Source organism: Brucella sp. IR073 (assembly GCF_049065735.1).
Taxonomy (GTDB): domain Bacteria; phylum Pseudomonadota; class Alphaproteobacteria; order Rhizobiales; family Rhizobiaceae; genus Paramesorhizobium.
This window is the reverse complement of record NZ_JBAKHD010000003.1, coordinates 277,200-290,041: the sequence shown is the minus strand read 5'-3', so window position 1 is coordinate 290,041 and position 12,842 is coordinate 277,200. Positions and strand designations below refer to the sequence as shown.

The following is a 12,842-nucleotide window of genomic DNA, read 5'->3' as shown; positions in this document are numbered from 1 at the left end:
GCTCCATGTCGCTCCCCTCTTCCGTTGCCGATATTTCGTTATCCTATCGATACTCACCGCTCCGTCAGCTTCAGCTCGATGCGGCGGTTGCGGCTTCTGGCTTCCGGCGTGTCGGCGGGGTCGAGCGGCTGGTATTCGCCGAAACCCGCTGCGACGAGGCGGTTGGCGGGGACGCCGTTGGCGATGAGGAACTTGACCACCGCCGTGGCGCGGGCGGAGGAGAGTTCCCAATTGTCGCGGAAGCGGCCGGCGCCGGTGAGGGGCACATTGTCCGTGTGGCCGTCGACGCGTAGCACCCAGTTGATATCGTCAGGGATTTCCTTGTTGAGCTCGATCAGCGCTGCCGCGAGCTTCTTCATTTCCTCCTGCCCGGCGGGGCTGATATCGGCCGAGCCGCTGGGGAAGAGCACCTCCGACTGGAAGACGAAGCGGTCGCCGACGATGCGGATGTTCTCGCGGTCGGAGAGGATTTCGCGCAGGCGCCCGAAGAAATCGGAGCGATAGCGGTTCAATTCCTGGACGCGCTGGGCGAGGGCGACGTTGAGCCGCTTGCCGAGATCGGCGATCTTGGCGTTCGACTCCTTGTCGCGCGCCTCGGAGGCATTGAGCGCTTCCTCGAGTGCGGCGATCTGGCGGCGCAGCGCGCCGATCTGCTGGTTGAGCAATTCCACTTGCGACAGCGCGCGGGCGCTTACTTCCTTCTCAGCGGCGAGGTTGGTCGAGAGCTCGCCGATGCGCGCTTCCGCCGCCGCGCCAGCGCCGGCCCCGGCGCTCAGAAGCGATTGCAGACGGGAGCGCTCGCTTTCGGCGGCGCTGAGCGAGGCCTGCAAATCCGCGATGTTGTCCTCCAGATCCTGCTTGCTGCTGCGCTCCAGCGAGAGAAGCTGCGTCAGCTCGTTGATTTGGCTGTTGAGGCGGTTCAGCACCTCGTCCTTGTCCGTCACCTCCCGGGAGAGCAGGAACTGCGCCAGCACGAAAACCGAGAGCAGGAACATGATGGCGAGAAGCAGCGTCGACAGGGCATCGACGAAGCCCGGCCAGTAATCGACATGGCGCTGCTGGCGGCGTCCCCGGGCGAGGGCCATGTCACTTCCCCTCACGCTGGGCGATGGTGGCGCTAAGCTTTTCGAGCGTGGCGCGCATCGCCTTCTGCTCCTCGGCCTGAGCCTCCACCCAGTCACGCATCATCTGCTGCTCATTGCGCATGTTCTTGACGAGCCCCTGAATGCCTTCGGCCAGATTGGCGAGCGCGGCGGTGGTGCGCTGGCCCGGCGCGCCCGATGTCTGCATCGATTGCAGGCGCTCGGCGAGGGCGCGCAGTTCCTCGGTCGTTCCGGACGCACCTTCCTGGGCGATTAGGTCGGAGCCGAGGTCGGTGACGGAGGAAAGCCAGTTTTCCAGTTCCGTATAAAAGCGGTTCTGGGCGCGACCGGCCTGAAGATCGAGGAAGCCGAGGATGAGCGAGCCGGAGAGACCGAAGAGCGAGGAGGAAAAGGCGGTGCCCATGCCGCGCAGCGGGCTTTGCAGGCCGGTCTTGAGCGCATCCAGCATGTCGCTGGCATCGCCGCCCTTGGGGTCGAGCGCCTGGATGGTCTGGCTGATCGAGCCGATGGTTTCGAGCAGGCCCCAGAAGGTGCCGAGCAGGCCGAGGAACACCAGGAGCCCGATCAGATATCGCGAGATATCGCGGCTTTCATCGAGGCGTGTGGCGATGGAATCGAGGATCGAGCGCATCGACGTCGTTGAGAGTGCCATCGACTGGCGGCGACCGATCAGCGCCCGCATCGGCGCAAGCAGCACCGGCTCGCGGCTGCCGCGCTCCTCGAAGCCGCCACGGAACGAGTTGACCCAGCGGATTTCCGGGAAAAGGCGCACCACTTGCCCGAAAGCGAGAATGATGCCGACGAGGAGAACGCCGAGGATGAGGCCGTTCAGCCCCGGATTGGTGAAGAAGAAGGTCTGGATCTGGCGTGTCAGGACCGCGGCGAGGAAGGCGACGATGATGAGGAAGATCACCATCGACAGGACGACTATGCGCGGACTCGACAGCCGGTAGGGATCGAATTCCGATCCGATGTCCAAATCCGCCCTCGATGCTTTTGCCTTCGCCATTCCACACCCCGATTACCCGGTTTTGACGGTGCGGAGCCTAACCGAAATTATGGCAGCCGTCACGCGGATTAGACAGGCTTTTTCAGCACTTGCAGCAGGGCGGCGTGGATGGCCTCGTTGCCGGCGACGAGCGATTTCGTCTCGAACATGTTCTGGCCGCCGTGCTTGTCGGAGAGGAAGCCGCCCGCCTCGCGTATCATGAGGATGCCTGCGCCGATGTCCCAAGGCGACAGCGCGTCTTCCCAGAAGCCGTCGAGACGTCCGGCGGCGACGTAGGCGAGATCGAGTGCGGCGGCGCCCAGGCGGCGGATGCCCGCCGTTTCGCCCATGACGTTGCGCAGTTCCAAGAGATAATTGCCATGGTGGCCGCGGCCCAGATGCGGCACGCCGGTGCCGATGACAGCATCCTGCAGCTTGGAACGGGCGGCGACGCGCAGGCGGCGGTCGTTGAGGAACGCGCCGCCGCCGCGCTCGGCGGTGTAAAGCTCGTCCATGGCGGGATTGTAGATGACGCCCGCGACGATCTGGCCCTGGCGCTCCAGCGCGATCGAAACCGCGAAAATGGGGATGCCATGGAGGAAATTGGTGGTGCCGTCGAGCGGATCGACCAGCCAGCGGTGCTGGCTGTCGCGGCCTTCGATCTCGCCGGATTCCTCCATCAGGAAGCTGTAGTCGGGCCGCGCCCGCTTCAGTTCGCTATAGACGATATCCTCGGCGCGCTTGTCCGCCTGGCTGACATAGTCGCCCGGCCCCTTGAGCGACACCTGCAGGTTCTGCACCTCGCCGAAATCGCGCGCCAGGGAACGCCCGGCCTTCATCGCGGCCTGGACCATGACATTGAGGATCGCCGAACGCGCCATTTGGGATATTTCCTTTTAATTGCTGTGTCGGTTCTAGACACCCCCCTCTGTCCTGCCGGACATCTCCCCCTCAAGGGGGGAGATTGGCTGACACGGCTCGCAGCTCTCACTTGGCAACATTGGCGATTGGTGCTGCACGTATATGAGAGCGTAATCTCCCCCCTTGAGGGGGAGATGTCCGGCAGGACAGAGGGGGGTACTGTCCYGCCGAGGGTTTCGATGGCTGTTTTTAATCCGCCCGGCGGACGTAGGTCAGCTCGTTCGTATCGACGATCACGCGCTCGCCCGATTCGATGAAGGGCGGGACGAGGATGCGGATGCCGTTTTCGAGGACTGCCGGCTTATAGGACGAGGCAGCCGTCTGGCCCTTCACGACCGGGTCGGCTTCGGTGATCGCAAGCGTCACCTGGTCCGGCAGGCGGATGCCGATGGGACGTTCCTCGTGAAGCTCGACGGTGACCATCATACCGTCCTGCAGGAAGGCGGCGCGGTCGCCGACGAAATCCTTCTGCAGCTCGAGCTGCTCATAGGTTTCCGTGTCCATGAAAATCAGCGCGTCGCCCTGCTCGTAGAGGAAGGAGAAATCCTTCTGCTCCAGGCGGATGCGCTCGACGGTCTCGGCGGAGCGGAAGCGCTCGTTGAGCTTGGTGCCGTCGATGAGGTTCTTCAGTTCGACCTGATTGTAGGCGCCGCCCTTGCCGGGCTTCACCGCGTTGGTCTTCACCGCGACCCACAGGCCGCCATTGTGCTCGATGACGTTGCCGGGGCGGATTTCGTTTCCGTTGATCTTCATGGGTTGTTCCGGATCGTTTGAATAAGGGGCGCGCTTGAGCCAGTGATGGCGCAAGCCGCGGCAATCGGGCTTCCAAGACCATAAAACGGCGATTTACGCAAGACGCGGCGGTAAAAGGTGATGGTCTATCTCACCGAAGCCTGCCGGCGCGGGCGATTGCTTCCTTGATCTGGTTGTCATCGAGGCCGTCCATGAAGGAATCGAGATCATGGGCCGAGAGCCCGGCGCGCCGAGCGACGATATACCAGGCGGCGGCCTCGATGGAGTTGCCTTCGGTGCCGATGCCGTCGCGATAGAGGCGGGCGAGGCGGGCCTGGGCCGCGACATTGCCGGTGACTGCGGCGCGATGCATCCAGCGGAAGCCGGCTTCGTAATTGCGCGGGCCGCCGCGTCCTTCAATATACCAGCTGGCGAGATCGAGCTGCGCCGTGTCGTAGTTCTGCCGGGCCGCCCGTTCGAGATATTCCCGCGCCTTCTTGTCGTCGCGCGGAATTTTCAGCGTGCCGTTGGCGTAGATCTGGCTGACGGCATATTCGCCATCGGCAAGCCGTGCTTCCGCGGCTCGTCTGAACCAGGGAAACGCCTTGTCGAGCCCGGTTTCGCCGGGATGATTGGCCATCATCAACTGGCCGTAATTGAACTGCGCCATCGGGTTGCCCGCTTCCGCTGCCGCCAGCATCAGCTTTTCCGCCTTGACCTTGTCGCGGGGAATATCCTTGCCGGAAAGCAGCATCGCGCCATAGCGGAACTGCGCCTCGGTGACGCCCTGCGCTGCAGCCTTTTCATACCAGCGCGCCGCCTCGAGCGGATTGACCGGGACGCCAAGCCCGCGCGAATAAATCTCCGCAGCCAATACCTGCGCCGCCGGGTCGCCCTTTTCCGCGCGGGGCAGGGCAAGATTCAGCGCCGTCAGATAAAGACCGCGCTGGAATGCGCCGAACGCCTCGTCCGCCGGTTTCTCGCCGAAACGGTTGGGGTCGAAAGTCGGCAGGGAATCGGTCGAGGCCGGTTGCTGCAGCATCACCGGCTTGTCATCCTTGTCAGCAGTCTGTGCCGCCTCGGCCACCGTGCCGGGCAGGGCGGCGGATATCGCAAGCGCTATGATCGGCAGTCGCTTCATCGTTCAATTCTCGAAACGCGGCGCGGTTTCGTCAAGCAATCGGTTGGCTTCACGCATAGCCGCAGCCGGATCATCGCTCGCAAATATGGCAGCGCCAAGAGCGACAAATTCCGCCCCCGTGGCCGCTGCGGCTTCGATGCTTGCCAGCGTGTTTCCGGCCTGCACGATGCAGGGGATTTCCACCATCGCGGCCCACCATTCTGCAAGCCCGATATTGCGCGAATGCGGCTCAGGTTTCTTGTCTGCGCCAACCTTGCCGAAGAGGACATAGTCCGGCTGCAGCTCTCCCACCTCCAGCGCGCCATGCCGGTCGCGCAGATTGCCCATGCCGACGATCAGCTTCGGCGCGTGGCGTTCGATGGCTTCGGCCAGATCGGCAATGCTGCCCTCGATATGCACGCCATCAGCGCCGACGCGACCGGCGATACGGGTGTCGTTGAGGATAAGCGCCGCCGCGCCTGCCTGCTGGATGACGGGAACGGCCTTCTGCGCCGCTGCCTGATAGGCGGCCTCGTCGAGGCCGGTGGAATCGAGAATGACGCTCGCCGCGTCGCCGCCCGATAGCGCCTTGCGCAGGAGGCTGGCGAGTGCATCGCTATCGGCCAGCGGCGGGGCGATGAGAACGATACGGCAGCGGTTGGCTTGGTTCTGCGCGGTCATGGGATAAAGCTTAAAACGAAAGATAATGATCGAATTCGGGCATAGATCATGGCTTGCCGATTGAACAGCCCCCTCGATGGACGTGGAGGGCAAGTTTCATCTCGCCATTGGCGCTCAAGGGCGGTATGAAACGAAAATTCCCCGCAAGGCTTCTTCATGCCCGAACTTCTCGTCAATCCCTGGTTCTACGCAACGGCCATCCCGGCGGTCATCCTTGTCGGCCTTTCCAAAGGCGGGCTCGGCGGCGCCATGGGGCAACTCGGCGTGCCGCTGATGACGCTCATCATGCCCCCGGTGCAGGCAGCGGCGATCATGCTGCCGATTCTGCTGGTGATGGATGTCGCGAGCCTGTGGAGCTGGCGCGGCTATCGCGACGTGAAAACGCTGAAATATATGCTGCCAGGCGGGATCATCGGCATCGCCATTGGCTGGCTGATGGCGGCGGTGGTGACGAGCGACATGGTCAAGCTCATCGTCGGCGCGGTCGCGGTGCTGTTCGTGCTGCGCTATGTTCTTGCAGGGGCTGCGGGGAGGGCGCAGGCGAGACCGCAGAATTTCATTGCGGCGACCTTCTGGTCGGCGGTGGCTGGGTTCACGAGCTTCGTCGCCCATGCCGGTGGGCCGCCCTACCAGATCTATGCGCTGCCGCTGAGACAGGACCCGAAGGTTTACAACGGCACCAGCGTCATCTTCTTCGCCATCATGAACGCGGTGAAGGTCATTCCCTATTTCGCGCTTGGCCAGTTCGACGCGACCAATCTTTCGGCTTCCGCCGTCCTCGCGCCGCTCGCTTTCGCCGCGCCCTTCGCCGGAGCATGGATCGTGCGACGCATGAAGCCGGAGGTTTTCTATCCCTTTATCTATACGATGGTTTTCCTGACCGGCGTGAAGCTCGTTTATGACGGTGTTGCCGCTATGTTTTAAAGGGACAAGAAAGTTGATCCCATATCGTGCCGAATTCGGTCCTTTTTCGGGGGAACATGTGCTTGTCGGCTTCGTTTGGTCCCTTGTACGGATTATGTAGGTTCCGATCCCCGGTGTGTCGGTTTCGCTCCACCTGAACTTGGTGTCCCCAAGTTCTTCTTAAATATGCAGAGATAAGAATGCAGGCTCAATTCAAGCGGGATACCCGCATCGACGTATTCAGGGCGCTGGCGCTGCTGACGATCTTCGTCAACCATGTGCCCGGTACGATCTACGAGCATCTGACGCATCGTAATCTGGGTTTCTCGGATGCCGCCGAAGCCTTCGTTCTTATCTCGGGGATCGCGGTCGGGCTCGCCTACGGGGCGAAGTTCCAGCCTGGCAGCCGTTTGCTGACCGGGCTCAAGATGTGGCGGCGGGCGGGGGTGCTCTACACCACGCACATCATGACCACCATGGCGACGCTCGCCATCTTCTGCGGCACGGCCATCTTCCTTAAGCGGCCGGAGTTTCTTTCGCAGATCAATATCAAGCCGGTGGTCGAGCATCCGGTGGAGGCGCTGTTCGGCATTGTCACGCTGGGCCATCAACTGGGCTACAACAACATCCTGTCCATGTATGCTGTGCTGCTGCTTATGGCGCCGGTGTTCCTCATGCTGGCGCGCGTCAGCCTCGGGCTGATGGTGGGCGTGTCGGGTATGCTGTGGCTGCTTTCCGGCCTCTATCACATTGCGCCTCCCAATTATCCGACGGCCGGTGTCTGGTTCCTCAATCCGCTGTCCTGGCAGTTCCTGTTCGTGATCGGCATCGCCGGTACGTTGCATATCCGCAATGGAGGGCGCATTCCGGCCAATCCGTGGCTCATAGGCGCGTCGCTCGCCTATCTTCTGCTGGCGCTCGCCTGGGTGCGGCTGCCCTTGTGGGGAATCGATGTCTCCATGGGACTTCCCGCCGTCCTCACGGGCTTCGACAAGACGTTCCTTTCGACGCCGCGCCTGCTGCATGTGCTGGCGGCAAGCTATCTCATCGTGGCGATCCCGGCGATTTCGAACCTGGCCCGCACGGCGCCCGATCACCCGCTCGCCATTCTCGGCAAGCATTCTTTGCCGGTGTTTATCGCGGGCACGCTGCTTGCCATGGCGGCGCAGGTGATGAAGCTCGTCAACCCGGGCGGTCTTCCCTATGACACGCTGCTGATCGCCACTGGTATCGTGGTGCAGTTCGCGCTGGCTTATTATCTCGAATGGCTGCCGCGTATCGGCTGGGGCGGCAAGGCTGCGGCGAAAGCAGCGCCGGTGCAGCCGGCGGCGGCCATGCATTCAGCAGGCGCCATTGCAAAGCCTGTGCTTCAGCCGGCCTGAGATATTCACCGGCCCGTGCCTGAAAAGGGACGTTTTCGGACTCATGCCCGACGCATTAACCATCCATTAACGCTAAGCGTGTTAAATGGTTGATATCCAGTTTTCCTGGATACTTACCGAGTGGTTTCGCCACTCTGTTTGACGCCTCCCTGTTAAACTCCTGAGAGCCGCCTTCCGCGGCTCTTTTTTTGTTCACAACTTTATGGGATTGGCGGTTGCGTTAACCCTTTCTTAAACATAATCTTGCGCCACGGTGTATTGCGATGCAGTTTGCGGTGGAATTCATGACAAGGCCTGTTTCGTCTCTCGCCGGTTCGTGATCGAACCCCGCGATGGACTTTTATGAGGCCGACTCAGATTTATGGATGGCTGCCGGGACGGCGGCAGCGTGGGGTTGCGAAGACTGACATGATCGAACACGAGTACCGGAACAACACGATAAGGCTGGCCGAACGCGTCGTCTTCTCCGATTCGTTCAAGCCGCTTTACAGGGAAGGGATGAGCCTGGTCGAGGAAGCGGCCGCTTATCTCGACGGCCCGGGCCGTGACGAATCGAAGGCACTGCCACGTTCGGCCGCGACATTCTACGCCGCCGAGTCGATGCGGCTGACGACGCGCCTCATGCAGATCGCATCCTGGCTTCTTTTGCAGCGCGCCGCGCGCAATGGCGAACTGACCCGCGAGCAGGTGGCGATGGAAAAATCCAAGGTTCGCCTCGATACTTCCTCAGCGGCTGAAGCCTTGCCGGGCTGGGCGCAGATGCCGGCTGATTTCATCGACATCGTCGAGCGCTCCCTGCGCCTGCAGGAGCGGGTGCGGCGCATGGATGATGAGATCTACGGCGCGCCGGTTTTCGCCGCCAACAACAATCCGGTGTCGGACCAGCTGGTGCTGTTGCAGACGGCGTTCGGCGGTCGGTAAGATTCCAGGATAAGAGGGATCATTACGGGGAGCAGAAGGATTTCTGCTCCCCGTATTCCTTCTGCGATCGATATGGTGCTGCCTTGAATTTGCGAGGTATCGTGGTAATATTCTGAAAAGGAGGTGAGGCGCTTCTTGATCAGGAGGACCGGGCCGAGGCCCGATCCCTTTAAGTTAGGATGCGAAGGTCAGTTCCATTTCGAATGCGACTCCGAGAAAACTAACCTTCCACTTAACCTTCCTGATTTTCACGCGCCTCACCTCCTTTCATCTGCCGGATTGGTGTCCGGCGAAATGATCATATCCAAAGCTTCATCAAAGCAAATAGAGATGGTTGCAGCGAAAGCGAAATTTCTACCCGCTCGCTGTGAGCGGTGTTTCTCTTTTGTTCACATTTCTGCTGTCAAGTGCGCCTTGCAAACGGTAAGGTCGGCACATGAAAGAAGCGATTCGAATTATCGGCATTGACCCGGGCCTGAGGCGCACGGGCTGGGGGGTGGTGGAGACGCTGGGCAATTCTCTGCGCTTTGTCGCGGCCGGCACAGTCAAATCCGACGAGAAAATGGATCTGGCCTCGCGGCTCTGCCAGTTGCATGAAGGGCTTGCGGCGGTGCTGCACCAATATATGCCCCATGAGGCGGCGGTGGAGCATACATTCGTCAACAAGGATGCGTCGGCGACGCTGAAGCTGGGGCAGGCGCGCGGTATCGCGATGCTGGCTCCGGCGCAAGCGGGATTGCGCGTGGCGGAATATGCGCCCAATGCGGTGAAGAAGGCAGTCATCGGCGTCGGGCATGGCGAGAAGCAGCAAATCCACATGATGGTGAAAGTGCTGATGCCGAAGGCGGATTTCGATTCAAGCGATGCGGCGGATGCGTTGGCCATCGCCATATGCCATGCTCACAACCGGCAAAGTGTCAGCGGGAGGCTCGCGGCAATCGCATGATCGGCAAGCTCAAGGGAATGGTCGAGGAGATCGAGGAAGATCACGCAATCATCGACGTGCATGGCGTCGGCTATGTCGCCTATTGCTCGGCGCGCACGCTGGGCAATCTGCCGGCGCCGGGCGAAGCGGCGGTGCTGTTCATCGAGACCTATGTGCGCGAGGACATGATCCGGCTTTACGGCTTCGCCTCGCCGCTGGAGCGCGAATGGTTCCGCCTTTTGCAGAATGTTCAGGGGGTCGGAGCCAAGGTGGCCCTTGCAGTGCTGAGCACGCTGACGCCTTCGGAACTTGCCAATGCCATTGCGCTGCGCGACATCGCCATGGTGAGCCGCGCACCCGGCGTCGGCAAGAAGGTGGCGGAGCGCATCGTCACCGAATTGAAGAACAAGGCGCCTGCCTTTGCAGGCGAGGCTTCTGGCACTATCGGGCTGAAGCAGGAACTGGGCGAGGGGGTGGCCTCCGCGCCCGTCGCCGATGCGGTTTCGGCATTGAGCAATCTCGGCTATTCGCGCGACCAGGCCGCCAATGCCGTTGCCGCCGCGCTGAAGCAGGCGGGCGAAGACGCGGATTCGGCGAAGCTCATCCGGCTGGGCTTGAAGGAATTGTCGCGGTAGTTAAGCGAGTAGGGGCATGAGTTGAGTAACAGACAAAGGAATGCGGCATGAGCGATGCCCGCCGCCTGATTTCGCCTGACAAGCGGGGTGAGGATATCGACAATACGCTGCGGCCGCAGACGCTCGACGATTTCGTCGGGCAGGCGGCGGCGCGCGCCAATTTGAAGGTGTTCATCGAGGCGGCGAGGACACGCGGGGAAGCCTTGGATCATGTGCTTTTCGTCGGGCCGCCAGGGCTGGGCAAGACGACGCTGGCGCAGATCATGGCGAAGGAACTGGGCGTCAATTTCCGCTCCACCTCCGGCCCCGTTATCGCCAAGGCGGGCGACCTCGCAGCACTGCTCACCAATCTCGAAGACCGCGATGTTTTGTTCATCGACGAAATCCACCGGCTCAATCCGGCGGTAGAGGAAATCCTCTACCCGGCAATGGAGGATTTCCAGCTCGATCTCATTATCGGCGAGGGGCCCGCGGCGCGTTCGGTGAAGATCGATCTTGCGAAGTTCACCCTTGTCGCGGCGACAACGCGGCTGGGCTTGCTTACCACGCCGCTGCGCGACCGCTTCGGCATTCCCGTGCGGCTCAATTTTTACACCGTCGAAGAGCTGGAGCATATCGTGCGGCGGGGCGCGCGGATCATGGGTCTTCCCATCTCGGACGATGGCGCGGTGGAGATTGCGCGGCGCGCTCGCGGTACCCCGCGCATTGCGGGACGGCTGCTCCGGCGGGTGCGCGACTTCGCGCTGGTGGCACGGGCGGACACTGTGGACAGAAGAATAGCCGACGAGGCACTGCTTCGGCTTGAAGTGGACAGCCTCGGCCTCGACCAGCTCGACCGGCGCTATCTCGACATGATCGCGCGAAATTTCGGCGGCGGTCCAGTCGGCATCGAGACCATCGCGGCGGGCCTTTCCGAGCCGCGCGATGCCATCGAGGATATTATCGAGCCTTATCTGATCCAGCAGGGCTTCATCCAGCGCACACCGCGCGGACGGGTTCTCACCGTCAATGCCTGGCGGCATCTCGGATTGACCGCGCCGTCGGATATTGCCCAGAGTCAGATCGGGTTGTTTGAGGACGACGATTAGAAGCACATGCAGATTACTTAAAGTATAATATCAATATACTTATCATATAGATTAATCATCTTGGTTAAGATGATGATAATTATAAATATTCATGGGAATAACTAGAATATAGATTAAGTAATAAGTCGTCTTAATAAAATACAAGGCGGGGAATAACGGCCTTTTATTTCGTTGGTTTAAGACCCATGGCCTCCAGAAGTTCTGGGTCAAGTTTGTAACCCGTATCGTCGGTGGTGATGCCGAAAGTGGCGCCGCCCAGGCACCAGACGGCCCAGGCGTAGCCATAACGCTCGGACAGGGCGGTGATGTCGTGGAGATATGCAGCGCGCCATGCGGTGGGCATGCGGTAGGGGTTCTGGTATTCCTGCCGGATCATGCCGAACTCGCCGAGGAAAATATTCGCCTTCGGGACATTATATTTTTTTGCCCAGGCATCGACGGTCTTGAAAGGCGCTTCGATGACTTTGGCAAGCTTCTCCGGCGTGTCGATCTCGGCATATTGCTCGTCAAGATAGGCGAGCATTCCGGCGCGGCGCCAGAGCGGTGCATCGTCCTTGATGCGCTGGCGTATTTCCTCCAGCACTTTCTCTTGTTCGGCGGGCGATACGCTGTAGGGCGGATAGGCGATGCCGGTGACATAGCGCACGAAATCGCCGGCCCAAAGCGCGCCCTGATGGGTGAGTAGAAACGGCTCGTAAGTGTGGAAGCTCCAGATAATGTTGTCGTCGGCAATCTCTCTGGGATCGATCCGCGCCAGCGCATCCGCATTGCCCCAGCATGCGCCCGAGAGCACCAGCGTGAGCTTGGGAGCGGGTGAACGCGCGGCGGCAAAAAGCTGCTTCAGCATTTTCGGCCAGCGAGGGGAGGAAGCCGCCTCGCAATCGATGACCGGCTCATTCATCAGTTCGAAGGCGACCTGGTCAGGCGCTTGCTTCGAAAGCAGATGGCCCATGGTCCGCACCGTCTGCAGATAGCGTTCGAAGAGGGCGGGATCGGACACGACATTGGTCATGCTGACGCTGCGCTCGGTGGGAAAAAGATGAAGATCCACCACCGCCTTCAGTCCGGCCTTATTCACGAGGCGAACGGATTCCAGAATGCTGTCGTAAAGCTTGCCGCGAAAGGCGGCGGTCTTTTCGGAAAGCAGCGGCGCTGGATCGACGGTGACCCTGACGAAATCGAACCCGGCCTTTCTTATCGCGACCAGATCCTGTTCGCTCATGCTCTTGCGCCATTCCGGGTAGGGCAGAAGAACGCTCTCATCGCTCCAGCGGCTTTCGTCCGGCCAGGTGGTCCAGATTTCCATATTGACGCCGCGCTTCATTTTGAAGGCGGCCGCCCCCGCGGGCCAGGAAAGCGACAAGGCGAGCATCAGCCCCAGCAGCAGGGGGAGGAGCGTTTTACCGGAAAGGATCGGCTTGAATATGCGGGGCAAGAGTGCCA

13 protein-coding genes are annotated in these 12,842 nt (G+C 61.1%); 6 read left to right on the top strand and 7 right to left on the bottom strand.

Going from position 1 to position 12,842, the window contains the following annotated elements:
* Positions 1 to 53 precede the first annotated feature (53 nt).
* The 6 genes from ACOWVG_RS08130 to ACOWVG_RS08105 all read right to left on the bottom strand — a co-directional run bounded on the left by ACOWVG_RS08130 (position 54) and on the right by ACOWVG_RS08105 (position 5,545).
* A complete protein-coding gene (locus tag ACOWVG_RS08130; protein ID WP_420961320.1) occupies positions 54 to 1,085 on the bottom strand; it encodes a peptidoglycan -binding protein in 1,032 nt (343 codons plus the stop codon).
* Between the two features lies 1 nt (position 1,086).
* A complete protein-coding gene (locus ACOWVG_RS08125; RefSeq protein ID WP_420961318.1) occupies positions 1,087 to 2,112 on the bottom strand; it encodes a MotA/TolQ/ExbB proton channel family protein in 1,026 nt (341 codons plus the stop codon).
* Between the two features lie 68 nt (positions 2,113 to 2,180).
* Complete coding sequence (locus tag ACOWVG_RS08120; RefSeq protein WP_420961317.1) at positions 2,181 to 2,972, bottom strand: inositol monophosphatase family protein; 792 nt, start codon at positions 2,970 to 2,972, stop codon at positions 2,181 to 2,183.
* 229 nt (positions 2,973 to 3,201) lie between these two features.
* Positions 3,202 to 3,765 (bottom strand): elongation factor P, encoded by a 564-nt coding sequence (gene efp, locus ACOWVG_RS08115; RefSeq protein ID WP_420961315.1) that lies wholly within the window; start codon positions 3,763 to 3,765, stop codon positions 3,202 to 3,204.
* A 130-nt stretch (positions 3,766 to 3,895) separates the two neighbouring features.
* Positions 3,896 to 4,885, bottom strand: a complete 990-nt coding sequence (locus tag ACOWVG_RS08110; protein ID WP_420961313.1) for a tetratricopeptide repeat protein — start codon at positions 4,883 to 4,885, stop codon at positions 3,896 to 3,898.
* Between the two features lie 3 nt (positions 4,886 to 4,888).
* Entirely contained in the window at positions 4,889 to 5,545 is a 657-nt protein-coding gene (locus ACOWVG_RS08105) for a thiamine phosphate synthase (protein WP_420961311.1), read from the bottom strand.
* 156 nt (positions 5,546 to 5,701) lie between these two features.
* Here ACOWVG_RS08105 and ACOWVG_RS08100 point away from each other — a divergent pair, with 156 nt between their 5' ends.
* From ACOWVG_RS08100 to ruvB, 6 genes are all read left to right on the top strand, one after another.
* Positions 5,702 to 6,469, top strand: a complete 768-nt coding sequence (locus ACOWVG_RS08100; RefSeq protein ID WP_420961310.1) for a sulfite exporter TauE/SafE family protein — start codon at positions 5,702 to 5,704, stop codon at positions 6,467 to 6,469.
* 179 nt (positions 6,470 to 6,648) lie between these two features.
* Positions 6,649 to 7,830, top strand: a complete 1,182-nt coding sequence (locus ACOWVG_RS08095; RefSeq protein ID WP_420961308.1) for an OpgC family protein — start codon at positions 6,649 to 6,651, stop codon at positions 7,828 to 7,830.
* A gap of 408 nt (positions 7,831 to 8,238) precedes the next feature.
* Entirely contained in the window at positions 8,239 to 8,751 is a 513-nt protein-coding gene (locus ACOWVG_RS08090) for a DUF1465 family protein (RefSeq protein WP_420961306.1), read from the top strand.
* A 436-nt stretch (positions 8,752 to 9,187) separates the two neighbouring features.
* Positions 9,188 to 9,697 carry a crossover junction endodeoxyribonuclease RuvC gene (gene ruvC / locus ACOWVG_RS08085; RefSeq protein ID WP_420961305.1) on the top strand — a complete coding sequence of 170 codons (510 nt, stop codon included), beginning with the start codon at positions 9,188 to 9,190 and terminating at the stop codon, positions 9,695 to 9,697.
* Positions 9,694 to 10,311 carry a Holliday junction branch migration protein RuvA gene (gene ruvA, locus ACOWVG_RS08080; protein WP_420961304.1) on the top strand — a complete coding sequence of 206 codons (618 nt, stop codon included), beginning with the start codon at positions 9,694 to 9,696 and terminating at the stop codon, positions 10,309 to 10,311. The genes ruvC and ruvA overlap by 4 nt, the downstream gene beginning before the upstream one ends.
* Before the next feature lie 47 nt (positions 10,312 to 10,358).
* Positions 10,359 to 11,399: a Holliday junction branch migration DNA helicase RuvB gene (gene ruvB / locus ACOWVG_RS08075; protein WP_420961303.1), complete on the top strand. Its 1,041-nt coding sequence runs from the start codon at positions 10,359 to 10,361 to the stop codon at positions 11,397 to 11,399.
* A gap of 163 nt (positions 11,400 to 11,562) precedes the next feature.
* Here the strand turns inward: ruvB and ACOWVG_RS08070 are convergent, their stop codons facing one another.
* Complete coding sequence (locus ACOWVG_RS08070; RefSeq protein ID WP_420961301.1) at positions 11,563 to 12,834, bottom strand: glycoside hydrolase family 5 protein; 1,272 nt, start codon at positions 12,832 to 12,834, stop codon at positions 11,563 to 11,565.
* Positions 12,835 to 12,842: the final 8 nt, after the last annotated feature.